Origin of the sequence: Kitasatospora sp. NPDC008050, assembly GCF_042957465.1 — a bacterium.
In the GTDB taxonomy this organism is placed as follows: domain Bacteria; phylum Actinomycetota; class Actinomycetes; order Streptomycetales; family Streptomycetaceae; genus Kitasatospora.
Genome location: NZ_JBIBIJ010000018.1, coordinates 91240 through 114994, shown reverse-complemented (window position 1 = coordinate 114994; position 23755 = coordinate 91240). Strand labels below are relative to the sequence as shown.

Sequence of the window (23755 nt, the reverse complement as noted above, 5' to 3'; positions counted from 1 at the left end):
TCACCAGCGGCCCGATCCCGGCTTTCGGCACCGTGCGCTAGGGGTGCGCCGTGGTCCCTTCACGGGGCCGCGGACTGTCCGCTTCGTACTGATTCATCCCGCCGTCGGTCCGCGGATCCGCGTCGGCCCCGGCCTCGGGGTCGAGCGCCCCGCCGGCCCCGTCCGGTGCGTCGGGGTTCGCCAGCGGTGCGTCCGGGTCGTCGTCCGGCTCGCCCTTGCGCTTGCGGCGCTGCAGGAAGAACCTCAGCCCGGCCAGCAGCACCAGCAGGACGCCGGCCCCGACCACCCACCACACGCCGTTGGGCACCTGGCTGACCTCGACCGAGAACTTCACCTCGTCGCCGTACTTCTGCGGGTTGGGCCCGACCGTCCACAGCTGGGCGGTCATCTGCACCACGCCGTTGCCCTGGGCCTTCGCGTAGAACCTGGCCGAGATGCTCTGCGCGCTGCTCAGCGAGATGTTCTGTTCCTTGCTGACGGTCACCCGGTAGGGCTGGCTGGAGGTGAGCCGCAGTTGGAGGTTGATCACCGGCTGGGTGAGGTCGTTCTTGACGCTGACCTGCAGCACACCCTCGTTACCCGCAAGGGTGATCTTGTTGCTCTTCTTCGGGATGCTGACGGCGTTGACCAGCTGGCCCAGGTTCTTGGAGACGTTGGTGCGGTAGTCGTCGCCGGCCTTGCGGTCGGTGCGCCAAGCAGTGGAGACCGAGCTCATCATGGCGGCGCTGAAGGGGCTGTTGACCCGCCCCGGGTTGGTGAGGATCTGCAGCAGCAGGTCCATCTGGGTCTGCACGCCGGCGACCTGTTCGAGGTCGGTGGCCGGCAGCTCGTCGGCGCGCAGGTCGGCGGGGTAGGCGTCGGCGGGCTGCACCGTGGTGTCGGCGGTCGCGGGGTCGGCGGGGGTGGCGGCCACCGTGTCCAGCGTCACCGGGATGGTCCACTGTCCGCTCTTGAGCAGCGCGTCCTGCAGGGTCTGCGCGCTCTGGGCGGTGAGGTCGCGCGGCGGCATCACCAGCAGGGTGCGCTGGGTACGGGGCTGCTGGAGCGTCATCGCCAGCGTCTCGGCGAGGAACCGCTGCTCGGCCGCGGTCCTGGCCTCGGGGGTGGCGAGGTCGCCCGTGAACAGGCTTGCGATGGTGCTGTCGGCCACCAGGGCCGTCTGGCCGTTCGGCAGCGGCCGCGCCGCGTTCGGGGTGTAGGGCAGCTGCGGGTCGCTGACGCTCGCGCTGCTCACCATCACCTTCGAGCCGCCCAGCTGCTGGGCGACCTGGGCGGTCTGCGGGTCCAGGGCGCCCTGGTAGGGCCAGGCGATGTCGCCCACCGGGTCCACCAGCAGCCGGCCCCCCACGGTCACCTGGCCGGCCGTCTGGGCCTTGCCCAGCACCGTGTTCAGCCCGCTCTGGCCGCTGCCGTTGTGCGCGATCGAGGCGAGGTCGGGATCGCCGTACGGCAGGGCGACCACCTCGTCGCCCTTCTGCGTGACGGCGCGGCGCAGCTCGTCCAGCCAGTGGGTGGCCACCGCCGTGCCGGTGCCGGCGACGGTGTTGTCGCTCCGGGCGGGCTCGCCGCTGTGGCCGGGCAGCTGCACCCGGTAGGGCTTGGTCATCGCCGCCACGGCGTCCAGCAGAGCCGGGTCGATCACCCAGGTGAGCGAGGGAATCTGCTCACCGAGGGTGAGCAGCTGGCCGAGCCGCCCGTTCGGGGCCAGGTCGGTGGCCAGGCTGTCGTCCCGCAGCACCGAGCTCTGGTCGGTGTCCATGGTCTGGGTGACCAGCTCGGCCGCGTGTGTGAGCGGCCACACCGTGGCGACCTGGGTCTTCTCCGGGATGTCCTTGGCGCTGGAGAAGTACGGCAGCACGCTGCGGCCGATGCCGACCTCGTGCGGCGTCGGATCGTCGTTGGTGCCGGCCTGCACCTCCACTGCCAGTTCGTAGACCGTGGTCCCCTCGCTCGGGTCGAGCTTCAGGTCGCTTATCGCCACCGAGGGCAGGTGGAACGCGGTGCTGGCGCCGGGCGCCAGGTCGCCCACCGGGCTCACCGGGGCGGCCAGCGGTTTGCCGTCGGCGCCGGCCGGGTCGGTCCGGGCGAGCATCGTGCCGATCGCGTCGCGGGTCTTCAGCGGCGCCGTGCTGCGCCCCAGCGACAGGCCCACCTGTGCGGCCTTGAGCGGAGTCGAGCCGCTGTTGGTGATGGTGCCGGAGATCTGCAGCGAGTCGCCGGCGGTGGGCACCGGGGGCTGGACGCTGGAGATGGTGACCGAGACCGGGAAATCGGCCGAGACCCCGGCCAGAGCGGGCCGGGCCGGTGCGGCGACGGCCGGGACGACGCCGGTGGCACCGAGCAGCGCGAGCGTGCCGGTGACCAGGGCGGTGGACCGCAGTGCCCGGGTCAGCCGCCGAGAACCGCGGCCTGACCTGCGGGGACCCTCGGTGTGCCGTGCTGGCTCGCCCACGCGCTTCGTCCTCGCCGTTCTGGTTCGCGGTCGTCTTCGCTTCGGTCCGCGCTGCCCCCGCAACCACGCGCGGTGTCGGGCTCACGCCCTCGGCGGACCATCGGCCCCACCGGCATGGTAACGACGCTGCCGGGCCCGCAGTGTTGCGGGCCTTGGGATGGGCGGCCTCCGGGCGAAAAAGGTGCGGGCTGCCGACCGCCCCGGGCACGTACCCTTGTGTGCCGTGCCCAACGCCAATGAACCCACCGCCGCCCGTCCCGCTGCCGCCGCTCCCCAGGCCGCCGGCCCCGCCGGAACTCTGCCAGGCCTGAGCGAGGCCCAGACGCTGGGTCTGCAGGAGCTGCTCCGGGTCTCCCCGGTCGCGGACGAGATCGCCCGGCGGTTCCAGGAGGCCGGCTTCCGGCTGGCCCTGGTGGGTGGGTCGGTGCGCGACGCGCTGCTCGGCCGGCTCGGCAACGACCTGGACTTCACCACCGACGCCCGGCCGAACCAGGTGCTCAAGCTGGTCAAGGGCTGGGCGGACGCGGTGTGGGACGTCGGCATCGCCTTCGGCACGGTCGGGGCCCGCAAGGACACCCCGGCGGGCAGCTTCCTGATCGAGATCACCACCTACCGCAGCGAGGCCTACGACCGCACCTCGCGCAAGCCCGAGGTGACCTACGGCGACACCATCGATCAGGACCTGGTCCGCCGGGACTTCACGGTCAACGCGATGGCGGTCGACCTGCCGGGGCGCGGCTTCGTCGACCCGCACCACGGGCTGGACGACCTGGAGGCCCGGGTCCTGCGCACGCCCGCCACGCCCGAGGAGTCGTTCTCGGACGACCCGCTGCGGATGATGCGCGCCGCCCGGTTCGCCGCCCAGCTGGACTTCACGCCCGCTCCCGAGGTGGTGGCCGCGATGACGGCGATGGCCGAGCGGATCACCATCGTGTCGGCCGAGCGGGTCCAGGCCGAGCTGAACAAGCTGCTGCTGGCCGAGCACCCGCTGCTGGGCCTGCGGCTGCTGGTCGACACCGGCCTGGCCGGCCACGTGCTGCCCGAACTGCCCGCCCTGCGGCTGGAGGAGGACGAGCACCACCGGCACAAGGACGTCTACGAGCACTCGCTCACCGTGCTGGAGCAGGCGATCGCGCTGGAGCAGGACGGCCCCGACCTGACGCTGCGACTGGCCGCGCTGCTGCACGACATCGGCAAGCCGCGCACCCGTCGCTTCGAGTCGGACGGCCGGGTCTCCTTCCACCACCACGAGATGGTCGGCGCCAAGCTCACCCGCAAGCGGATGCGGGAGCTGAAGTACTCCAAGGAGCTGATCGACGACGTCTCGCGCCTGGTCGAGCTGCACCTGCGGTTCCACGGCTACGGCGGCGGCGAGTGGACCGACTCCGCGGTGCGCCGCTACGTCACCGACGCGGGCCCGCTGCTGGAGCGGCTGCACAAGCTGACCCGCTCCGACTGCACCACCCGCAACAAGCGGAAGGCCGCCTCGCTGTCGCGGACCTATGACGGCCTGGAAGAGCGGATCGCCCAGCTGAAGGAACAGGAGGAGCTGGACTCGATCCGCCCCGCGCTGGACGGCAACCAGATCATGGAGCTGCTCGGCCTGGCGCCGGGCCCGGTGATCGGCAAGGCCTACAAGCACCTGCTGGAACTGCGCCTGGAGCACGGCCCGATGGAGCAGGAGGCGGCCGAGGCGGCGCTCAAGGAGTGGTGGGCGCAGGAGCAGCAGGGCCACTGACCAACGCTCGGGCCGCGGTGGCGCACCACCGCGGCCCACGGACGGACCGTCAGACGCTGTTTCCCGAGCCGGTCGAGCCGGTCGAGCCGCCCGAGGAGCCGGTGCCGCCGGAGGAGCCGTCGGGTGCGGTGGGGGCGTCGGGGGCGTCCTTGGCGGCCAGGCAGAGCGCGAAGCTGGCGCCGCCGTCCTGGTGCAGGAGCCAGGAGGTGGCGGCCTGGTAGCCGGAACAGGCGCGCTGCGGGTCGTCCACGGTGGCCACCCTGCCGAGCACCCGGTACTGCGCCTTGGGGCTGCTGCAGGGGAGCACGGTGACGTTCGGGTGGGCGTCCGGCTGGCCCAGCGAGCCGTTGGTGTCGCGCAGGCAGTCGCCGCCGGTCGCGGTGACCACCGGGCGGCCGGCCGGCCCCGAGTCGTCGCTGTTCGCCCCGGACACCAGCAGCACCAGCAGCGTGACGCAGGCCGCCACCGAGACCACCGGCAGCAGCAGCATCCAGATCGCACCGCGCTTGGTGAGCGGGGTGCCCGGGTCCAGCTGCGGGCCATGGGTTCCCGGTGCGGGCGGCGGGAGTTGACGGATCTTCTGATAGGCGGTCCGGGTGCGCAGCAGCGCGATCAGCGTGAAGAGCGGTGAGAGGAGGGCCCACCAGCCGCGCACCAGGGTCCGCTGCGCCATCTCGCGGACCGTGGCGGTGCCGCAGACCTGGCAGTACGGGCCGGGGCGGCTGGGGAACTTCCACAGCACGATCACGCCCTGGTGCCCGCGCACCGTGACGTCCACCGCCGGGAAGCCGCCGCACACCCGGCAGACGGCGGGCGGGCCCGGGATCCCGGGGCCCGGGTAGCCGTAGGCCGGTGCGATGGCCGGCGTGCCGTACGGGCTCGGCGCGGCATAAGGGTTCGGCGCCGCGTAGGGGTTCGGCGCGGGCTGCGCCGGGACCTGGACCGGGGCCGGGGCCTGGCTCGGCTGGGCGAAGACCGGCGGCGGGAGCACGGTAGCCGTCGGCTGTGCGAGCGTGGCATCGACGGGTGCGGCGTCGACGAGCGTGGTGTCGGCCGGTGCGGACTCCGCGGGCGTCACGGGCGCGGGCGCGGAAGCCGGCGGCGCGGGAACGCGCGGCGGGTTCGGCGGTGGCGGCGGGACGTTCGGGTTCGGCGGCTGGGGCGGATTGCTCACGACGGCTCTCCGAGGATGGCACGACGGCCGAGGGGTGGCGGAAGTGGAGCGAAAGCGTCAACTCGTTGGTGCGGACGTACCCTAGCGAGTCGCCGTGTCCCCGGTCACCGGGGCCCGGGCGGCGGCGTGCGCCGACCGGCCCGGGCGTAGAGCACCGCACTCAGCGCGTAGGCCACCGCGACCCCGAGCAGTACGCCCACGGACCGTCCGTTCAGCGGCAGAACCAGCGCGGTGACACCGGCGGCCGCGACGAAGGCGACGTTGAACAGCACGTCGTAGAGGGCGAAGACCCGCCCTCGGTAGTCGTCCTCGACCGCGTTCTGCACGATGGTGTCGGCACAGATCTTGCTGCCTTGGGTGACCACGCCGAGCAGCAGCGCGGCGGCCATCACCGGGCCGGCGTCGAAGAAGAGGCCCAGTGCCGGGACGAAGAGGGCGGCCGAGCCGAGGCAGGCCACCATCCAGCCGGTGAGCCCGAGCCGCCGGGTGAACCAGGGGCTGACCACAGCGGCCAGGAAGAAGCCGACCGCCGAGAAGCCGAGCGCCGTGCCCAGGGTGGCGAGCCCGGCCCGGCTGTCGGCCGGGTCGTTGAAGGTGTAGCGGGAGAGCATCAGCACCGTGACGATCAGGACGCCGTAGCAGAACCGCGCTGCCGTCACCGCGGCGAGCGCGTGCACGGCGGGCCGGCTCTCCTTGACGAGGTGGCGCACGCCGTCGACCAGTGACGTGCCGGCCTGGCCGAGCGCCGCGCGCAGGTCGGGGCGGTCGGGGTGGTGCTCGGGGCCGAGCAGGTCGGGGGCCATCCGGTGGGCGGCCAGCGCGGCGGCCAGGTAGAGCACGGCGGCCAGCGTCACCAGCGCGGCGTCGGCCCGTGGCCCGGGCGCCATCACCTGGTGGAAGAGGAAGCCGATGCCACCACCGCAGGCGGCCGCGACGGTGCCCGCGGTGGGGGAGAGGGCGTTGGCGGTGATCAGCTGGGCGGGTGCCACGACGCGGGGCAGCGCGGCCGAGAGCCCGGCCAGGATGAACCGGTTGAGCGCCGTGACCAGTAGCGCGGAGGCGAAGAAGAGCCACTCGGGCACTTGGCCGAGCAGCAGCCCGGCGGTCACCAGACCGAGGCCGAAGCGGGCCAGGTTACCGAGGTAGAGCACCTGGCGGCGGCGCCAGCGGTCCAGCAGTACCCCCGCGAACGGGCCGATCACCGAGAACGGCAGCAGCAGGACCGCGAGCATCGAGGCGATGTCGGTGGGGGAGGACTGGCGCTCCGGAGAGAAGATCACGTACGAGGCCAGGGAGACCTGGAAGACGCCGTCGGAGAGTTGGGAGAGCAGCCGGGCAGCCAGCAGCCGGCGGAAGTCCCGGGTACGCAGCAGCGAACCGAGCGAGGCACGGCCGGTGTCGGGCGTGCTGGGAGCCGGGGCCTGCCGTCGGGTGATCGCCACGTGCTCAGGGTGTCATGACGACGGCCGATGTTTCACGTGAAACATCGGCCGTCGTCATTGTGTACTCAGCGACGAGCACTCAGCGCTCAGCCTGAACAGCTCGCAGGCTTCGCTTCGCTCAGCGCTCAGCCTGAACAGCTCGCAGGCTTCGCTTCGCTCAGCGCTCAGCCTGAACAGCTCGCAGGCTTCGCTTCGCTCAGCGCTCGACCTCGCCGCGGATGAACTTCTCGACGTTGTCCCGCGCCTCGTCGTCGAAGTACTGCACCGGCGGCGACTTCATGAAGTACGAGGAGGCCGACAGGATCGGGCCACCGATGCCGCGGTCCTTGGCGATCTTCGCGGCCCGGACGGCGTCGATGATGACACCGGCGGAGTTCGGCGAGTCCCAGACCTCGAGCTTGTACTCCAGGTTCAGCGGCACGTTGCCGAAGGCGCGACCCTCAAGGCGGACGTACGCCCACTTGCGGTCGTCGAGCCACGCGACGTAGTCGGACGGGCCGATGTGGACGTTCTTGGCGCCCATGTCGCGGTCGCGGACCTGCGAGGTGACGGCCTGGGTCTTCGAGATCTTCTTGGACTCGAGGCGGTCACGCTCGAGCATGTTCTTGAAGTCCATGTTGCCGCCGACGTTCAGCTGCATGGTGCGCTCGAGGACGACACCGCGGTCCTCGAAGAGCTTCGCCATCACGCGGTGCGTGATGGTGGCGCCCACCTGCGACTTGATGTCGTCACCGACGATCGGCACGCCGGCCTCGGTGAACTTGTCCGCCCACTCCTTGGTGCCCGCGATGAACACCGGCAGGGCGTTCACGAAGGCGACCTTGGCGTCGATGGCGCACTGCGCGTAGAACTTGGCAGCGGCCTCGGAGCCGACGGGCAGGTAGCAGACGAGGACGTCGACCTGGCGGTCCTTCAGGACCTGCACCACGTCGACCGGCTCCTCGGCGGACTGCTCGATGGTCTCGAGGTAGTACTTGCCGAGGCCGTCGAGGGTGTGGCCACGCTGCACGGTGACGCCGGTCGGCGGCACGTCGCAGATCTTGATGGTGTTGTTCTCGCTGGCGCCGATGGCGTCGGCCAGGTCGAAGCCGACCTTCTTGGCGTCGACGTCGAACGCGGCGACGAACTCCACGTCCTTGACGTGGTACTCGCCGAACTGCACGTGCATCAGGCCGGGGACCTTACCGGCCGGGTCGGCGTCCTTGTAGAACTCGACACCCTGCACCAGCGACGCGGCGCAGTTGCCCACGCCCACGATGGCTACGCGAACCGAACCCATTCCGGTTGCTCCCTGTGATCTCGTGAGGTCCACCGGAGACCGGCGGTCCTCGTCCTGCTTCTCATCTGACTATCTGACGGGCGCACTGCGCCCACTTCCGCTGCGTGGCGCCAGGCGGACGCGGCGGCGGCACTCCTAGTCGGAGTGCCCCGGGCGGTCGTGCGGTGGCCGGGACGGAAGGGGGGATCCGTCCTCGTCGCCACGGCCGTCCGAAGACTGTGGTACGGCGGTTCTGCCCGGCGGGGCGGCGGTGCGCCCGGTCCGGTTGGCCCGCTCGGTCTCGATCAGCTCGTTCAGCCAGCGGACCTCGCGCTCCACCGACTCCAGACCGTGCCGCTGCAGTTCGAGCGTGTAGTCGTCGAACCGCTCGCGGGTGCGGGCGATCGAGCTGCGCATCCGCTCCAGGCGCTCCTCAAGGCGGCTGCGGCGGCCCTCCAGGACGCGCATCCGCACCGCCCGGTCGGTCTGACCGAAGAAGGCGAAGTGCACCCCGAAGTGCTCGTCCTCCCAGGCGTCCGGGCCCGAGTCGGCGAGCAGCTCCTCGAAACGCTGCTTGCCGTCCGGGGAGAGCCGGTAGACGATCTTCGACCGCTTACCGTTCAGCGCGGTGGCCGGGACGTACTCGGTGTCCGGGTTGTCCTCGACCAGGAAGCCCTGGGCGACCAGGCTCTTCAGGCACGGATAGAGCGTGCCGTAGGAGAAGGCGCGGAACGAGCCGAGCAGCACGTTGAGACGTTTGCGCAGCTCATAGCCGTGCATCGGGGCATCGTGCAGAAGGCCGAGGACGGCGAATTCCAGCACTCCTGAGCGCCTGCTCACGCGGTCCGGCCTCCCTTCGACGCCTCGGTCGCCGGTACCTCGCGATTGGCTATGCCGCTGCGATGTATCGACTCGATATATCGAGAACGATAGGCGGAGGTCACGATTGGGGCAAGAGGGGCACGGGTGAATGTGATCACAAGAGCACTCAGAGCTTGCGACCAGGCCTGCACCGAAGCCCCAGGACAAGGCCAACCCGGGCTTTCTTGGCAACGGGCATGTAATGATCTGTTGTCCTTTCACGGCTCTTGTGCGCAAATGCCCGATTGATGACTCATCAGGCATGCGTACGCTGTCGCGTGTGCACGAGGACCACCACCTGGGTAGCGGCCTGATCCCCGCCTAGGGCGGGTTGCGGGCATCGGAAGTGGATCCTGTCTACAGGCGTCCGTGCCTGGCCTAGGAGTTACTGGACTATGAGCGAACACCGGCGCCGATCGGCGAACCCGGGCGGCGACGAGCAGCCGCCCGGCCGATCGAACGACCAACGCCCGTACGCCTACGGCTCTGCGCCTGAAGGCGCGCCGTCCTATGACACCCCGGGGCGGCCGCGCGCGGCCCGGCCCGGTGGTGCACGGGGCCCGCAGGCGAGCCGCGAGACCGCCCAGCAGCCGCGGATGACCCGCGCTGAGATGCGCAAGGCGGCCCAGAAGGGCGGCGGTCGCAAGGGCGGCGGTTCGGGCGGCGGCGGTGGCCGGGACGGCCGGGGGGCGGGTGCCCAGCCGCCGGGCAAGAAGCGGTTCATCGACTACCCGCGCTGGGGCAAGAGCGGGGTGCGGCGCTGGCTGCCCTCGTGGAAGCAGCTGCTGTCGATCTTCCTGATCTTCTTCGGCGGCGGCGTCGCCGCGGTCGGCACCGCGTACGCGATGACCTCGGTGCCGGACCCCAAGAGCATGGTGAACAACCAGCCCAACATCTACTACTGGGCCGACGGCAGTGAGATGACCCGCACGGGCAGCCTGACCCGCCAGGTCGTCCCGATCGGGGACATCAACAGGTCCGCGCAGGACGCGGTGATCGCGGCCGAGAACGAGAGCTTCCGCACGGACCCCGGCATCGACCCCAAGGGCATCGCCCGAGCGGTCTACAACATGGCCTCGGGCCAGGCCACCCAGGGTGGTTCCACGATCACCCAGCAGTACGTGAAGAACGCCTACCTGAACCAGAGCCAGACCCTGAGCCGCAAGCTCAAGGAGTTCTTCATCACGCTGAAGATCAATCAGAAGATGTCCAAGGACGACATCCTGGACGGCTACCTGAACACCAGCTGGTTCGGCCGCCAGTCCTACGGCATCCAGGCCGCCGCCCACAACTACTACAACGTGGACGCCAAGGACCTGAACGTCTGCCAGAGCGCGATGCTGGCCGGTCTGCTGAAGGGCGCCGGCCTCTACGACCCCTCGCTCAGCGCGGCCAACCACGCACGCATGTTCGGTGCGCCGACCGACCCCCCGGGCAGTGGCCGCTGGGGGTACGTCCTGAGCCGGATGGTGGTCACCAAGGCCATCACCCAGGACCAGATGAACCAGTGCGAGAAGGCCGGCCTGCCCGAGCCGGTCAAGCCGCAGACCGCGACCAACATGACCGGTCAGATCGGCTACATCGTCGCCACCGTCGACAAGTACATGGAGCAGAAGGACCCGACGATCACCGACGCCTCGCTGGGCGTGGGCGGCTACAAGATCTACACCACGCTGCAGAAGGACAAGGTCGACGAGCTCAGCGCGGCCGTGACGCAGATGCAGCAGCAGAACCTCGACGCCGTCAAGCACCCCACCACCGACAGCAACGTCCAGGTCGGCGCGGCCTCGGTGGTTCCCGGGGACGGCGCACTGGTGGCCCTCTACGGCGGCCCGGGCCAGGACAAGGGCCAGTACAGCAACAACGCGGACACCGCCGGTGTCCCGGTCGGCTCGACCTTCAAGCCCTATGTGCTGGCCACCGCGATGCAGGTCGGCCTGCAGACCCAGACCGGTCCGGACGGCAAGCCCGAGCGGATCAACGAGGACAGCCGCTACAACGCCGACGACCTGAGCACCATCCGCAAGCCGGACGGCTCGCTGGTGACCAACCCCGACGGCTCGGTCTTCAAGCAGAAGAACGACGAGGACGGACCGCAGGGCTATGTGACGCTGCGCGACGCCATGATCAACTCGTTCAACGTCCCCTACGTGCAGCTCGGCGAGGACGTCGGCGGGCCCAACGTGGCCAAGCTGGCGGCGCAGATGGGCCTGAGCCCGGCGAGCATGCCGGTCCAGAACCAGAGCACCGCCGCCTTCGCGATCGGCACCTCGACCCCGAGCGCGATCCAGATGGCCTCCGGCTACTCGGTCTTCGCCGCCCGTGGGCAGCAGACCGACATGTACCCGGTGACCAAGGTGGAGTTCGACGACAAGGCGTTGAGCGGCTTCACCAAGCCCACCCCGAAGGCGGTGCTCGACCAGGCGGTGGCGGACAACATCACCAGCGTGCTCCAGGACGTGGTCCAGAAGGGCACCGGTAAGAAGGCGCTGGCGGTCGGCCGCCCGGTGGCCGGCAAGACCGGTACCACCGACAAGGGCACCTCGGCCTGGTTCGACGGCTTCACCCCGCAGCTGGCCACCGCGATCACCATGTTCCGCGAGGACCCCAACCACCCCGGGCTGCAGTCCCTGGTCGGCACCGGTGGCCGGACCGAGTTCGCCGGTGGTGACCTGCCGACCGAGGTCTTCGCCAACTACATGAAGGCCGCGCTGGCCAACACCCCGGTGCTGGACTTCCCGGCCCCGGAACCGGTCAACCAGGAGGTCGACGCCTCGGGCGCGCCCAGCACCTCCTCGCCCTCGCCGTCGACCTCCCCGTCGACCACGGCGAGCCCCACGCCGAGCAGCACCCCGAGTGCCCCGCCGAGCAGCCAGGCCCCGCCGCCGGCGGCGCCCACCAGCCAGGGTCCGACCCAGCCGCCGGCCGGCGGTGGCCCGGAGACCTGTCTGCCCGGCGTGGACTGCGGCGGCCAGCCCAGCCCGCCCAAGTCGTCGCCGCCCGGTGGCGGCACCGGCGGTGGCACCGGTGGTGGCACGGGCGGCAGCCCCGGCGGTGGTGGTTCGACCTGTGCCTTCGGGGACCTGTTCTGCGGCGGTGGTGGCCAGACCTCGCAGCCGCCGACCTCCAAGCCGCCGCACAGCCCGGGCGGTGGTGCGGGCGGTGCTACCGGTGGCACCTCGAACCCGCCGGTCAGCGGTAACCCGGGCGCCGGCGGCCAGGGGCAGCCGGGCACCTGAGCAGCCGATACGAACGAGGGCGGTCCCGCACTGGCGGGGCCGCCCTCGGCCGTCTCCGGCACGGATCCCTGGCACGGATCCCCGGACCGGTCCTCGTACCGGCCGCACGGGTGCGGCAGTATGTCCGGCATGACGTCCAGCACACGTGACGAGATCCCCGCCGCCGAGGCCGCGGAGGCACCGGCCCAGGGCCCGCTGCCCAACACCGTGGTCGTGCCCGCGGACGAGGACCCGGTCGCGGCGGCCGGCAGCGAGCTGCTCGGCGGCCCGCCCGGACGGCGTGCCCTGCTCGGCGTCTCCTGGTGGATCCCCGCCCGCTTCCTGGCGCTGGCCACCATCGTCACGTACATCGTCGGACTGGCGCAGAAGCTGCCCTGCTACACCAGCGGCTGGTTCTTCGGCGCGACCGCGCAGTACACCCACGCCTGCTACAGCGACATCCCGCACCTGTACACCGCGCGTGGTTTCGCCGCCGGGCTGCACCCCTACGTGGACATGCTGCCCTCGCCCACGCCGGACATGAAGTACCTGGAGTACCCGGTCCTGACCGGTGGCTTCATGCAGATCGCCGGCTGGCTGACCCCCACCGGCGGCATCATCGAGGACCGCGAGCGCTGGTTCTGGATGGTCAACGCCGCGATGCTGCTGATCTGCGCGGTGGTCACGGTGATCGCGCTCACCCGCACCCACCGCCGCCGTCCGTGGGACGCGCTGCTCTTCGCGCTGGCGCCCTGCCTGGCGCTGGACGCCACGATCAACTGGGACCTGCTCGCGGTCGCGCTGACCGCCGTCGCGATGGCCTACTGGTCCTCCAACCGCACGGTCTGGGCCGGCGTCTTCATCGGTCTGGCCACCGCCGCCAAGCTCTATCCCCTGCTGCTGCTCGGCCCGCTGCTGGTGCTCTGCTGGCGCACCGGGCGCTGGCGGGCGTTCTGGCAGGCCACCGGTGGAGCGGTGGGCGCCTGGCTGCTGGTCAACGTCCCGATCATGATCGCCAGCTGGGACGGCTGGGCCACCTTCTACACCTTCAGCCAGACCCGCAAGGAGGACTTCGGGTCGTTCTGGATGATCCTCATGCAGGACCGCAACGAGTCGCTGGCGGGCCTCAACAACTGGATCGCCGCGCTGCTGATCGCCTGCTTCCTGGGCATCGCCTGGCTGGCCCTGTCCGCCCCGCGCCGGCCGCGCTACGCCCAGCTGGTCTTCCTGATCGTGGCGGCCTTCGTGCTCACCAACAAGGTGTACTCGCCGCAGTACGTGCTCTGGCTGATCCCGCTGGCCGTGCTGGCCCGGCCGCGCTGGCGGGACTTCCTGATCTGGCAGGCCTGCGAGGTGCTGTACTTCCTCGGCATCTGGTCCTACCTGGCCTTCCTCGGCGACTCCAAGCAGCACGGGATCGGCCAGGACTGGTACCACTTCGCCGTCATCCTGCACCTGGGCGGCACGCTCTACCTGTGCGCGAAGGTGATCCGCGACATCCTTCGCCCCGACCGCGACCCGGTGCGCTGGGACGGCAGCGACGACCCGTCGGGCGGGGTGCTCGACTTCGCCCCCGACGTCTTCGTGCTCGGTGCGGCCCGCCGGCTGCGCGAGCAGGAGTCCTACGCGGCCTTCGCCCCGGTACCGGGCGCCGACTGGCTCGGGTACGAGCCGGACGCCGACCAGCTGGGCGCCGATGAGCCGCGCGCCGATGAGCCGCGCGCCGAGGTGCTGGAGGACGGCGTGCCGGGGCAGCCCCAGGGCGCCTAGCGCCTAACGGTCCGTCACCCGGTCGAAGTGCGTGGTGGTGTGCCGGACGTTGACCGGCAGCTCGTCGCCGATGGCCGGCGGCTTGGCGCCACCAGGCAGGAAGAGGATGCTCACCTGCATGTGCGGCGGCTCGGCGAACCAGAGCTGGCGGCCGTTCCACTGGTAGGGCGACAGGGTGCGGTTGAGAGTGGCCAGCCCGGCCCGGGCGATTCCCTTGGCGCGGGGCAGCAGGCCCTTCACGTACGTGGGCGCCTGCAGGCCGATGCCGTGCGCGGTGCCGCCGGCGAGCACCAGCAGGTGGCCGTCGGAGGGGGCCTTGTGCTGGCGGTAGCCGTAGCGCTCGCCGCGGGCCACCGGCGTCACGTCCAGCACGGTGGCCCGGGCGGTGAGCGCCTCGACGGTGCCGAGCCAGAGCCGGGTGCCGATCCGGGAGTGGAAGGCGGTCGCGGGGTGGCGCACGTTCAGCCAGGCGATGCCGCCCGCGTCCAGGTGGCTGAGGTAGATGTGCTCGGCGGGCAGCCCGGCCGTCTCGATCGCCTGGACCCAGTGGGAGACCTCGGCCGCCGGGTCGGAGCCGTCCCGGCGGTCCAGCGGCTGGTGCAGCGCGAAACCCTCGATCACGCTGCCCCCGCCGCCCGCGGCCGACGCCTCGGCCAGGTGTGCGAGCTCGGCGGGCGCGATGCCGTGGCGGCGCATGCTGGTCATGCACTCCACCACCACCCGCTTGCGGCCCGGCGCCTGGGAGAGCGCGCGCAGCGCCTCCACGCCGGCCACCGTGCGCAGCACCACCTCGTCCGGCAGCTCGGCGTTCTCCTCGCCGACCCGGTACGGCGTCAGGACCATGAGCTCGCCCGGGAAGCCGCCCGGTCGCTCGCGGTCGTGGAGCAGCTCGGCGGCCTCCGCCGCGGTGCCGACCGCCAGGCAGCCGGTGCCCAGCAGCGCGGCCTCCTCGGCCAGCCGGCGGTTGCCGAACCCGTAGCCGTTGCCCTTGGCCACCGGGACCAGACCCGGGAACTCGGCCAGCACCGCGCGCTGATGCGCCCGCCAGCGGTCGGTGTCCACGTGCAGCGAAAGGGTCATCGAGCTCTCCCCGGGGGTGGTGCGGGTGGTGCGCGGCGGTGCGGCAGGGGCGCGGCAGAGGGCCGTCAGCGGCGGGACATGTAGATGTCGAGCGCCTTGTGCAGCAGCTTGTTCAACGGGAAGTCCCACTCGCCCAGGTACTCGGCCGCCTGTCCGCCGGTACCCAGCTTGAACTGGATCAGCCCGAACAGCGGGTCGTCCTCGTCCAGCGTGTCGCTGATTCCGCGCAGGTCGTACACGCTCGCACCCAGCGCGTAGGCGTCGCGCATCATCCGCCACTGGATCGCGTTGGAGGGCTTGACCTCGCGCTTGTGGTTGGCGGAGGCGCCGTAGGAGTACCAGACGTGCTCGCCGACGGCGAGCATCGTGGTGGCGGCCAGCGGCTCGCCGTCCAGGTAGGCGATGTACAGCCGCATCCGGTTGGGGTCCTCGGCGGCCAGCGCCGTCCACATCCGCTGGAAGTAGGCCAGCGGGCGCGGGGTGAAGCGGTCGCGTTCGGCGGTGACCACGTAGAGGCGGTGGAAGACCGCGAGGTCCTCGTAGCCGCCCTGGACCACCTCGACGCCGCTCTTCTCGGCCTTCTTGATGTTGCGCCGCCACAGCTGGTTGAAGCCGCGCTGGATGTCGTCCAGTGACCGGCCCGCGAGCGGCACCTGGAAGACGTAGCGCGGCTGCACGTCGCCGAAGCCGGCACCGCCGTCCTCGCCCTGCAGCCAGCCGGCCCGGCGCAGCCGCTCGGCCAGCTCGAAGGCCCGGGGCTCGTGCCAGTCGGGCTCGATGTCGCGCAGCCGCTTGGCCTGTCCGCCGGAGATCGCCTCCTTGATGGTCGTGGTCTCCCAGCGCCGGATCACCACCGGCGGCCCCATCTTCACGGAGAACGCGCCCTGCGCCTTGAGGTGCGCCAGCATCGGGCGCAGCCAGTCGTCCAGGTCCTGGTCGAACCAGTCGATCACCGGGCCCTCGGGCAGGTAGGCCAGGTAGCGCTTGAGCTTGGGCAGCTGCCGGTAGAGCACCAGGCCCACCCCGACCACCGTGCCCGAGGCATCCGTCCAGCCGATCGACTCGCTGCGCCACTCCGACTTGAGCTCGCCCCAGGACGGCACCTGCATATGGCTGGCCGACGGGCGGGTGCGCAGAAAGGCGAGGTGCTCCTCACGGGTGATCGTCCTCAGACGCAGGCTCATGCTCGGGATGCTCCTTGGAGTGATGACGGACCTCTGCTCTGTGACCCTATCGCCCGAATGGTCCGTTTCTGCTCCGTTTCGGGCGGGTCGCGCGCGGCGTGCTGACGGAACCATAGGCCCAACCGTGTGACCCGGCGCGGAACATCGCGGACGGCGCCCTCCGGTGGAGGGCGCCGTCCTGTGTGCGGGGTGCGCGCCGGTTGCCGGCCGCTCGCGCGATGCCGTTCCCGGGCCGGGGCTACACGCCGCCGAAGAGGCCGCCGTGGGCCAGGGCGACGCCGAAGCCGAACGCGGAGGCGGCCAGTGCGATCACCAGCACGAAGCGCTCCGAGGTGGTGACGGAGATGAACTGGCCCCACAGGCCGGTGGCGATCCCGCCCAGTCCGGTCCAGGAGGTCAGCATGTTCAGGCCGTGCCAGAACGAGGTGATGAAGGCCACCAGGCCGAAGATCACGGTCAGCCCCACCAGGGTGTTCTCCAGGGGGTGCGTGTGGCCGTCGCTGTTGAGGGTGAACGCGGGGAATCGGCGGATGGTCTGTGCCATGGAACCCACCTCCTGCGGAGGGCGAGCGCTGCGTGTGTGTACCCGTTCTGCCCAGATTGCGCCGCTTGAGACCCGACGGCAATCCATGAGTGTTTTGTTCGGCCGGATGGGTGCGGGTAGGCTGAGCGATCTGCACTGGTGTATCTGTGCCCTTCCATGTCCGCCGGCGGGTCCTCGTGACCCCTGCCGGCCTGGTGGGGCCGAATGTCCGACCCGGTGGCTAGCGTGGTCCTGAACCACGGTGGTCCGCGGTCGGCACCGCTCCAGTGCCGACGCCGTACAACCCTCCTGCCACGGAGAGACCGTGGCCGCTGAGTCCAAAGGAGGTGGGTTTACCCATGCGTCACTACGAGGTGATGGTCATCCTCGACCCCTCGGTCGAGGAGCGCGCTGTCTCCCCCCTGATCGAGAACTTCCTCAACGTCGTCCGCACCGGCGGTGGCACCGTTGAGAAGATCGACACCTGGGGTCGTCGCCGTCTGGCGTACGAGATCAAGAAGCAGCCCGAGGGCATTTACTCGGTCATCGACCTCAAGGCCACGCCTGAGGTCGTCAAGGAGCTCGACCGCCAGATGTCCCTGAGCGAGTCGGTTCTGCGGACCAAGGTCCTGCGCCCGGACACTCACTGAGCCACCGTCGGGACTCCTGTTGAGTCCCGGACGGCTCATGTCCGATGTTTCACGTGAAACATCGCTGAACGGAACTCTTCCTCCCGAGAGGTCAGCACGCCATGGCAGGCGAGACCGTCATCACCCTCGTCGGCAATCTCGTCGACGATCCCGAGCTGCGTTTCACCCCCTCGGGTGCGGCGGTCGCGAAGTTCCGCATCGCGTCCACTCCCCGCACCTTTGACCGCCAGACCAACGAGTGGAAGGACGGCGAGAGCCTCTTCCTCACGTGCAATGTCTGGCGTCAGCCGGCGGAGAACGTGGCCGAGTCGCTGCAGCGCGGCATGCGCGTGATCGTGCAGGGCCGACTGCGCCAGCGGTCTTACGAGACCAAGGAAGGCGAGAAGCGGACGGTCTTCGAGGTCGAGGTCGATGAGGTCGGCCCGAGCCTGCGCTCGGCGACCGCCAAGGTGACCCGGGCCAACCGGTCCGGTGCGCCCGGCGGTGGTGGTGGCGGCGGCTTCGGCGGCGGCCAGCAGGGCGGCGGCCAGGGCAACTGGGGCGGCGGTGGCGGCCAGCAGGGTGGCGGCAGCTGGGGCGGCAACGCCTCCGGCGGCGGCCAGTCCGGTCCCGCCGACGACCCGTGGGCGTCCAGCCCGCCCGCTGGTGGAAACCAGGGTGGCGGCGGCTGGGGTGCCCCGTCCGGTGGCGGCTTCTCGGAAGAGCCCCCGTTCTAAGAGCTGACAGATTTCGTGCGACCCGGGATCCCGCCCTTCGGGGCGGTCCCGGATCGTGATCCTCATTTGGAGCACACCATGGCGAAGCCGCCTGCTCGCAAGCCTAAGAAGAAGGTTTGCGTCTTCTGCAAGGACAAGGTCAACTACGTTGACTACAAGGACACGAACCTGCTTCGGAAGTTCATTTCCGACCGCGGGAAGATCCGTGCCCGCCGGGTCACCGGCAACTGCACCCAGCACCAGCGTGACGTCGCCACGGCCGTGAAGAACAGCCGTGAGATGGCGCTGCTGCCCTACACCAGCACCGCGCGCTAAGAGAGGGTGACCAAGTAATGAAGATCATCCTCACGCACGAGGTGACCGGCCTCGGTGGCGCCGGCGAGGTCGTCGAGGTCAAGGACGGCTACGCCCGCAACTTCCTGGTCCCGCGTGGCTTTGCCATCCGCTGGACCAAGGGCGGCCAGAAGGACGTCGACGCGATCCGTCGTGCCCGCAAGGTGCACGAGATCCAGACCCTTGAGGCTGCCAACGAGTTCAAGGGCAAGCTCGAGGGCCTGCAGGTCAAGCTGGCCGTTCGCTCCGGCGAGGCCGGCCGCCTGTTCGGCTCGGTCACGCAGGCCGACGTCGTCGAGGCCGTCAAGGCCGCCGGCGGCCCGGTTGTGGACAAGCGCGCCGTCACGATCGCTTCGCCGATCAAGACCGTGGGCACCCACAAGGTGACCGTCAAGCTGCACGCCGACGTCCAGGCCAACCTCGACGTCGCCGTCGTCGCTGCCTGACACAGGTCGCGGTAACGCACAACCGGCGGGCCGGTCCTCCCCACGCGGGAGGGCCGGCCCGCCGGCGTGTCACCGGGTGGGTGGCGGGGCAGGTCAGGCCCCGGCCCGGACCCGGACAGCGGCAGATCAGGCCCGGACCGCGCCGGTGACGAGCCAGCGGCCGGTCCGCAGCCGGGCGACCAGGAACGCGCAGCGCGCCAGGATGAACAGGTTCAGCGCCCACCAGAGCCCGGCCAGCCCCCAGCCGAGGTGCAGCGCGGCCAGGGCCACCGGGGCGAAGGCGGCCAGGGTGCCCAGCATCGCCCAGGCCAGGTAGCCGCCGTCGCCCGCGCCGGTCAGTACCCCGTCCAGCACGAAGACCGGACCCGAGGCCGGCTGGGTCAGCGCGACCAGCAGCAGCACGACGGCCAGCTGGGAGCGCACGCCCGGGTCGGCGCTGAACACCGGGATGTACAGCGGCCGGGCGACCACCACCAGCACGCCGAGCAGCACACCCCCGGCCAGCCCCCACTCGACCATCCGTCGGGCCTGGGCCCTGGCCCCCGTGCGGTCGCCGGCTCCCAGGTAGCGGCCGATGATCGCCTGCCCGGCGATCGCGATCGCATCCAGCGCGTAGGCCAGGAAGCTCCACACGGCCATCGCTATCTGGTGGGCCGCCAGCTCCCGGTCGCCGAGGCGCGCCGCGATCGCGGTGGCCAGCAGCAGCACCGCCCGCAGGCTCAGGGTGCGGATCATCAGCGGCCCGCCGGCCCGGGCGCAGGCCCGGATGCCGGTCGGGTCGGGGCGCAGCACCGCCCCCTCCCGGCGGGCGCCACGGACCACCACGGCCAGGTAGACGGCCGCCATCGCGTTCTGCGCCAGCACCGTGCCCCAGGCCGAGCCGGCCACCCCGAGGCCGGCGCCGTAGACCAGGGCGAGGTTGAGGGCGAGGTTGGCGGCGAAGCCGCCGACGGCCACCAGCAGCGGTGTCCGGGTGTCCTGCAGGCCGCGCAGCACCCCGGTGGCGGCCAGCACCATCAGCATCGCCGGGATGCCCAGGGTGCTGATCCGCAGATAGGTCACCGCGTACGGCGCCGCGGTGGCGGAGGCGCCGAGCAGGTGGGCCACCTGCGGGGCCAGGGCGAGCGCCAGCAGCGCGACGGGCACCGCGAGCAGCAGGGACAGCCAGATGCCGTCGACGCCCTGCGCAATGGCCGCCCTGCGGTCCCCGGCGCCGATCCGGCGGGCGACGGCGGCGGTGGTGGCGTAGGCGAGGAAGACGAAGACCCCGGTGAGGGTGGTGAGCGCGGCGCCGGCCACGCCGAGGCCGGCCAGCTGTGCGGTGCCGAGGTGCCCGACGATCGCCGAGTCGCCGAGCAGGAAGAGCGGCTCGGCGACGAGTGCGCCGAAGGCGGGCACGGCCAGCGCCAGGATCTCGCGGTCGTGGCGGCGGCGGTCGGCTCGCGCGGCCTTCGCGGCCTCGGGGGCGGCGGGCGCGGGTATGGGGCCACCGGTCATGCGGACACGGTAGCCAACCGTTGGTAAGTAGCACAAGGAGCTACGGCCATTACGAGGGCCTGTTCGAGGTGTGTGAAGAATTTCTCATGCACAGCCAGTGGAAAGACTCATCGCAGGTCAGCGAGTTGACACCAGGTCGATCGTGTGGTTATCCACAGGACCTTCCACATGCTTGTGCACAGGTTTCGGGCAGTTGTCCACAGTGATGGGCCGTTCATCCACACCCCCTGTGGATAACCGTGTTGGTCGGAGGCCCGCCCGCCCCTTAGCGTGGTCGCTCACCCGACGCGCCGTGCCCCGACCCGGGCGGCCGTTCCGTCGGCCGCGTGGCGTATGAAGGAGGTGGCCCGGACCGTGTCCGCGTCCGCCGACCCAGGCCACTGCGCCTTCGCACCACACTCGCACCGCTTGCTGAACGGGGAACACGCGTGACCGGCCCCCAGTACGACGACCACGACGTACCGCCGCCCCCGGAGGACGACTGGCAGCCGTCCGACGACGCCTTCGGACCCTCGTTCGCACCCGGTGGCCCCGCCGACGGGTTCCCCGACGGCCCCAGCGACCGCCTGCCGGTCTCCCGCGGCCGCGGCCAGGACGCGGCGGGCGGTGGCAAGGGCGAGTTCCGCAAGGACTTCCGCAAGCGCGACAAGGACGGTGCCCGCGACGGTCGGGACGGCGATCGCAACGGCGGTCGGAACAGCGATCGGGAGGCCGGCCGCGACGGCGCCGGGGAGGGCTTCGAGCGGGTTCCGCCGCAGGACCTCCCGGCCGAGCAGTCCGTGCTCGGCGGCATGATGCTCTCCAAGGACGCCATCGCCGACGTGGTCGAGGTCCTGAAGCCGATCGACTACTACCGCCCGGCCCACGAGCTCATCCACAGCGCGATCCTCGACCTCTACGCCCGCGGCGAGCCGGCCGACCCGATCACCGTGGCCAGCGAGCTGACCAAGCGCGGCGAGCTGACCCGGGTGGGCGGCCCCGGCTATCTGCACACCCTGGTCAACTCCGTCCCCACCGCCGCCAACGCCGAGTACTACGCGGAGATCGTCCACGAGCGCGCCGTGCTGCGCCGCCTGGTCGAGGCCGGTACCCGGATCGCCGGCATGGGCTACGCCGCCGAGGGCGACGTGGACGAGATCGTCAACGCCGCCCAGGCCGAGATCTACGCCGTCACCGAGCAGCGCACCAGCGAGGACTACGCCCCGCTCGCCGACATCATGGAGGGCGCGCTCGACGAGATCGAGGCGATCGGCTCCCGGCAGGGCCAGATGTCCGGCGTCCCGACCGGCTTCGCCGACCTCGACGCGCTGACCAACGGCCTGCACCCCGGTCAGATGATCGTCATCGCGGCCCGCCCCGCGATGGGAAAGTCGACCCTCGCGCTGGACTTCTCCAGGGCCTGCTCGATCACCAACGGGCTGCCGAGCGTGATCTTCTCGCTCGAAATGGGGCGCAACGAGATCGCCATGCGTCTGCTCTCGGCCGAGGCCCGGGTGGCGCTGCACCACATGCGCTCGGGCAACATGACCGACGACGACTGGACCCGGGTGGCCCGGCGGATGCCCGACGTCACCGCCGCGCCGCTCTACATCGACGACTCGCCGAACCTGTCGATGATGGAGATCCGGGCCAAGTGCCGGCGGCTGAAGCAGCGGGCCGACCTCAAGCTGGTGGTCATCGACTACCTCCAGCTGATGCAGTCCGGCGGCTCGCGGCGCGCCGAGAGCCGGCAGCAGGAGGTCTCCGACATGTCGCGAAACCTGAAGCTGCTGGCGAAGGAGCTGGAGGTCCCGGTGATCGCGCTGTCCCAGCTGAACCGTGGTCCCGAGCAGCGCACCGACAAGAAGCCGATGGTCTCCGACCTGCGTGAGTCGGGCTCGATCGAGCAGGACGCCGACATGGTGATCCTGCTCCACCGCGAGGACGCCTACGAGAAGGAGTCCCCCCGCGCGGGCGAGGCCGACCTGATCGTGGCCAAGCACCGAAACGGCCCCACGGCGACCATCACCGTGGCGTTCCAGGGCCACTACTCGCGCTTCGTGGACATGACGCGCGACTAGGGCTGTCCGGGCGGCGAGGCCCTACCCACCTCACCGCAGCGGCGACATCGGTCTTGTCAGCGAGCCGGTGGGGTGAGGGCGGTGCGGTCGAACGGGCCACCGTGTGAGGCGGCGTACGTGACGGCGTCGTTGACGGCAGTCAGCACGGCGATCGGCTTCACCAGCGTCCGGCCCAGGTCTGTCAGCACGTACTCGATCTTCCCGGCCTCGCAGTGGCGGTCGACCAGGCCGTACCCCTGCAACCGACGCAGCGTCTGAGTCAGCACCTTCCGCGAGATTCCGCCGATCACGTCGACCAACTCGCCGTGCCTGCACGGTTCCCGGCTCAACGCGAACAGCACGACCACCGCCCACTTGTCGGCGATGATCTCGATCGCCAGCCGAGCCGGGCAGTCGGCGAGGAAGACGCTGCCGGAGTACTCACGCATGCCCCGACGGTAGCCCGCCGCCAGGAACCCGGAGGTACCCACCGCCTCACTAGCGTCCACGTCGGAGGCCGACCGCTGCTCGCGGGCATGGTCGGCCAGATCCTCGACCACATCCGTGAGTCCGGCGAGGTCTGGGCCGCCACCCACGCCCAGGTGGCCGAACACGTCCTGACACACCAGGGAAGAACGCGATGACCCACGTCCTCGTCGTCGGCGGCACCGGAGCCATGGGCAGCCACGTGGTCCGACACCTGTTGGCCACCACCGACGCCACCATCACCGTCCCCACCCGCCACCCGGAGTCCGCCCACGCCACCGAACTCGCCGCCACCGCGCCCGACCGCGTGCGACTGGTCCGCTGCGACTCGGCGGCCTTCAGGCTCCCCCTCGGCGCCGCCCACTACCCGCTCGTCGCCCTCGACGACATCGCCTGGTTCGCCTGCCACATGTTCGACACCTGGCAGTCCTGGGGCGCCCGCGACCTCGCGGTGATCGGCGACAGCCTCACCGGCGACGAGATCGCCGCTACCTTCGCTCAGGTCACGGGCACCCCCAGCAGCTACCTCCCGATGCCGCACGACGACCTGCGCGCCGCCCTCCCCGACTTCGGCCACGACTACGCAGCGATGTTCCAGTTCTTCGCCGACCGTGATCTCTACGCCCGGGACCGGTACATCAACCTCCTGCGCCGCCTGCACCCCGACTTGATGACCTTCGAGGACTGGCTGCACCACACCGGATGGACGGGATGACCACCCACCGGGCCGGCCTGCCGGAAAAAAAGTTCACCCGAGGTGTCGATCCAGCGCGCTCCCGATCGACGCATGGGTGAAGGCTGGACCGGAGCCGGGTGGCAGGGCCACCGGAACCCTCCTCAGCCTTCGGCCGGGAGGGACCCCGACCGGCCGGGACCGAGAAGGAGCTG

General features: G+C 70.9%; 19 protein-coding genes. 9 read left to right on the top strand and 10 right to left on the bottom strand.

Going from position 1 to position 23755, the window contains the following annotated elements; all coding sequences use genetic code 11:
* Positions 1–37: 37 nt before the first annotated feature.
* On the bottom strand, positions 38–2452 hold the full coding sequence (locus ACFZB9_RS28985) for a DUF6049 family protein (RefSeq protein WP_391451978.1): 2415 nt from the start codon (positions 2450–2452) through the stop codon (positions 38–40).
* A gap of 223 nt (positions 2453–2675) precedes the next feature.
* Between ACFZB9_RS28985 and ACFZB9_RS28980 the strand changes: the two genes are divergently transcribed.
* A complete protein-coding gene (locus ACFZB9_RS28980; RefSeq protein WP_391451976.1) occupies positions 2676–4190 on the top strand; it encodes a CCA tRNA nucleotidyltransferase in 1515 nt (504 codons plus the stop codon).
* A 49-nt stretch (positions 4191–4239) separates the two neighbouring features.
* Here the strand turns inward: ACFZB9_RS28980 and ACFZB9_RS28975 are convergent, their stop codons facing one another.
* The 4 genes from ACFZB9_RS28975 to ACFZB9_RS28960 all read right to left on the bottom strand — a co-directional run bounded on the left by ACFZB9_RS28975 (position 4240) and on the right by ACFZB9_RS28960 (position 8904).
* Positions 4240–5364: a hypothetical protein gene (locus ACFZB9_RS28975; protein ID WP_391451974.1), complete on the bottom strand. Its 1125-nt coding sequence runs from the start codon at positions 5362–5364 to the stop codon at positions 4240–4242.
* A gap of 104 nt (positions 5365–5468) precedes the next feature.
* Positions 5469–6737, bottom strand: a complete 1269-nt coding sequence (locus tag ACFZB9_RS28970) for an MFS transporter (protein WP_391452124.1) — start codon at positions 6735–6737, stop codon at positions 5469–5471.
* Positions 6738–7002: 265 nt separating this feature from the next.
* Positions 7003–8085 carry an inositol-3-phosphate synthase gene (locus ACFZB9_RS28965; RefSeq protein ID WP_391451972.1) on the bottom strand — a complete coding sequence of 361 codons (1083 nt, stop codon included), beginning with the start codon at positions 8083–8085 and terminating at the stop codon, positions 7003–7005.
* Between the two features lie 135 nt (positions 8086–8220).
* Complete coding sequence (locus ACFZB9_RS28960) at positions 8221–8904, bottom strand: PadR family transcriptional regulator (protein ID WP_391451970.1); 684 nt, start codon at positions 8902–8904, stop codon at positions 8221–8223.
* Positions 8905–9521: 617 nt separating this feature from the next.
* On the opposite strand from ACFZB9_RS28960, the gene ACFZB9_RS28955 reads away from it, so the two are divergent.
* Together ACFZB9_RS28955 and ACFZB9_RS28950 are read left to right on the top strand one after the other, a co-directional pair.
* Entirely contained in the window at positions 9522–12164 is a 2643-nt protein-coding gene (locus ACFZB9_RS28955) for a transglycosylase domain-containing protein (protein ID WP_391451969.1), read from the top strand.
* A 129-nt stretch (positions 12165–12293) separates the two neighbouring features.
* Positions 12294–13913 carry a glycosyltransferase family 87 protein gene (locus ACFZB9_RS28950; protein ID WP_391451967.1) on the top strand — a complete coding sequence of 540 codons (1620 nt, stop codon included), beginning with the start codon at positions 12294–12296 and terminating at the stop codon, positions 13911–13913.
* 3 nt (positions 13914–13916) lie between these two features.
* Here the strand turns inward: ACFZB9_RS28950 and ACFZB9_RS28945 are convergent, their stop codons facing one another.
* The 3 genes from ACFZB9_RS28945 to ACFZB9_RS28935 all read right to left on the bottom strand — a co-directional run bounded on the left by ACFZB9_RS28945 (position 13917) and on the right by ACFZB9_RS28935 (position 16721).
* Positions 13917–14993: an alanine racemase gene (locus tag ACFZB9_RS28945; protein ID WP_391451966.1), complete on the bottom strand. Its 1077-nt coding sequence runs from the start codon at positions 14991–14993 to the stop codon at positions 13917–13919.
* 65 nt (positions 14994–15058) lie between these two features.
* Complete coding sequence (locus ACFZB9_RS28940; protein WP_391451964.1) at positions 15059–16177, bottom strand: lipid II:glycine glycyltransferase FemX; 1119 nt, start codon at positions 16175–16177, stop codon at positions 15059–15061.
* 238 nt (positions 16178–16415) lie between these two features.
* Positions 16416–16721 carry a hypothetical protein gene (locus ACFZB9_RS28935; protein WP_391451962.1) on the bottom strand — a complete coding sequence of 102 codons (306 nt, stop codon included), beginning with the start codon at positions 16719–16721 and terminating at the stop codon, positions 16416–16418.
* 338 nt (positions 16722–17059) lie between these two features.
* Between ACFZB9_RS28935 and rpsF the strand changes: the two genes are divergently transcribed.
* From rpsF to rplI, 4 genes are all read left to right on the top strand, one after another.
* The gene (gene rpsF, locus ACFZB9_RS28930) at positions 17060–17350 is read left to right on the top strand and encodes a 30S ribosomal protein S6 (protein ID WP_327067976.1); all 291 of its coding nucleotides are present in this window, start codon (positions 17060–17062) and stop codon (positions 17348–17350) included.
* Between the two features lie 101 nt (positions 17351–17451).
* Positions 17452–18066 (top strand): single-stranded DNA-binding protein, encoded by a 615-nt coding sequence (locus tag ACFZB9_RS28925; RefSeq protein ID WP_391451960.1) that lies wholly within the window; start codon positions 17452–17454, stop codon positions 18064–18066.
* Between the two features lie 78 nt (positions 18067–18144).
* The gene (gene rpsR, locus ACFZB9_RS28920) at positions 18145–18381 is read left to right on the top strand and encodes a 30S ribosomal protein S18 (RefSeq protein ID WP_030304537.1); all 237 of its coding nucleotides are present in this window, start codon (positions 18145–18147) and stop codon (positions 18379–18381) included.
* 17 nt (positions 18382–18398) lie between these two features.
* Complete coding sequence (rplI, locus tag ACFZB9_RS28915) at positions 18399–18845, top strand: 50S ribosomal protein L9 (RefSeq protein ID WP_184936428.1); 447 nt, start codon at positions 18399–18401, stop codon at positions 18843–18845.
* A gap of 126 nt (positions 18846–18971) precedes the next feature.
* Here rplI and ACFZB9_RS28910 read toward each other — a convergent pair whose 3' ends face one another.
* Positions 18972–20342: an MATE family efflux transporter gene (locus ACFZB9_RS28910; RefSeq protein ID WP_391451958.1), complete on the bottom strand. Its 1371-nt coding sequence runs from the start codon at positions 20340–20342 to the stop codon at positions 18972–18974.
* A gap of 566 nt (positions 20343–20908) precedes the next feature.
* Here ACFZB9_RS28910 and dnaB point away from each other — a divergent pair.
* The gene (dnaB, locus tag ACFZB9_RS28905) at positions 20909–22402 is read left to right on the top strand and encodes a replicative DNA helicase (RefSeq protein ID WP_391452122.1); all 1494 of its coding nucleotides are present in this window, start codon (positions 20909–20911) and stop codon (positions 22400–22402) included.
* Positions 22403–22458: 56 nt separating this feature from the next.
* On the opposite strand, the gene ACFZB9_RS28900 is transcribed toward dnaB, so the two are convergent.
* Positions 22459–22830 (bottom strand): winged helix-turn-helix transcriptional regulator, encoded by a 372-nt coding sequence (locus ACFZB9_RS28900; protein ID WP_391451956.1) that lies wholly within the window; start codon positions 22828–22830, stop codon positions 22459–22461.
* A gap of 191 nt (positions 22831–23021) precedes the next feature.
* Here ACFZB9_RS28900 and ACFZB9_RS28895 point away from each other — a divergent pair, with 191 nt between their 5' ends.
* The gene (locus ACFZB9_RS28895) at positions 23022–23582 is read left to right on the top strand and encodes an NmrA family NAD(P)-binding protein (RefSeq protein ID WP_391451955.1); all 561 of its coding nucleotides are present in this window, start codon (positions 23022–23024) and stop codon (positions 23580–23582) included.
* The last annotated feature ends 173 nt before the right edge of the window (positions 23583–23755 follow it).

Bases quoted from the DNA above. Each gene is read 5' to 3' on its own strand.
- ACFZB9_RS28925 (WP_391451960.1), top strand. From the start codon at position 17,452: ATGGCAGGCGAGACCGTCATCACCCTCGTCGGCAATCTCGTCGACGAT.
- ACFZB9_RS28955 (WP_391451969.1), top strand. From the start codon at position 9,522: ATGACCCGCGCTGAGATGCGCAAGGCGGCCCAGAAGGGCGGCGGTCGC.
- rpsR (WP_030304537.1), top strand. From the start codon at position 18,145: ATGGCGAAGCCGCCTGCTCGCAAGCCTAAGAAGAAGGTTTGCGTCTTC.
- ACFZB9_RS28935 (WP_391451962.1), bottom strand. From the start codon at position 16,721: ATGGCACAGACCATCCGCCGATTCCCCGCGTTCACCCTCAACAGCGAC.
- ACFZB9_RS28945 (WP_391451966.1), bottom strand. From the start codon at position 14,993: ATGACCCTTTCGCTGCACGTGGACACCGACCGCTGGCGGGCGCATCAG.
- rplI (WP_184936428.1), top strand. From the start codon at position 18,399: ATGAAGATCATCCTCACGCACGAGGTGACCGGCCTCGGTGGCGCCGGC.
- ACFZB9_RS28900 (WP_391451956.1), bottom strand. From the start codon at position 22,830: ATGCGTGAGTACTCCGGCAGCGTCTTCCTCGCCGACTGCCCGGCTCGG.
- rpsF (WP_327067976.1), top strand. From the start codon at position 17,060: ATGCGTCACTACGAGGTGATGGTCATCCTCGACCCCTCGGTCGAGGAG.
- ACFZB9_RS28965 (WP_391451972.1), bottom strand. From the start codon at position 8,085: ATGGGTTCGGTTCGCGTAGCCATCGTGGGCGTGGGCAACTGCGCCGCG.
- ACFZB9_RS28895 (WP_391451955.1), top strand. From the start codon at position 23,022: ATGACCCACGTCCTCGTCGTCGGCGGCACCGGAGCCATGGGCAGCCAC.
- ACFZB9_RS28940 (WP_391451964.1), bottom strand. From the start codon at position 16,177: ATGAGCCTGCGTCTGAGGACGATCACCCGTGAGGAGCACCTCGCCTTT.
- ACFZB9_RS28910 (WP_391451958.1), bottom strand. From the start codon at position 20,342: ATGACCGGTGGCCCCATACCCGCGCCCGCCGCCCCCGAGGCCGCGAAG.
- ACFZB9_RS28950 (WP_391451967.1), top strand. From the start codon at position 12,294: ATGACGTCCAGCACACGTGACGAGATCCCCGCCGCCGAGGCCGCGGAG.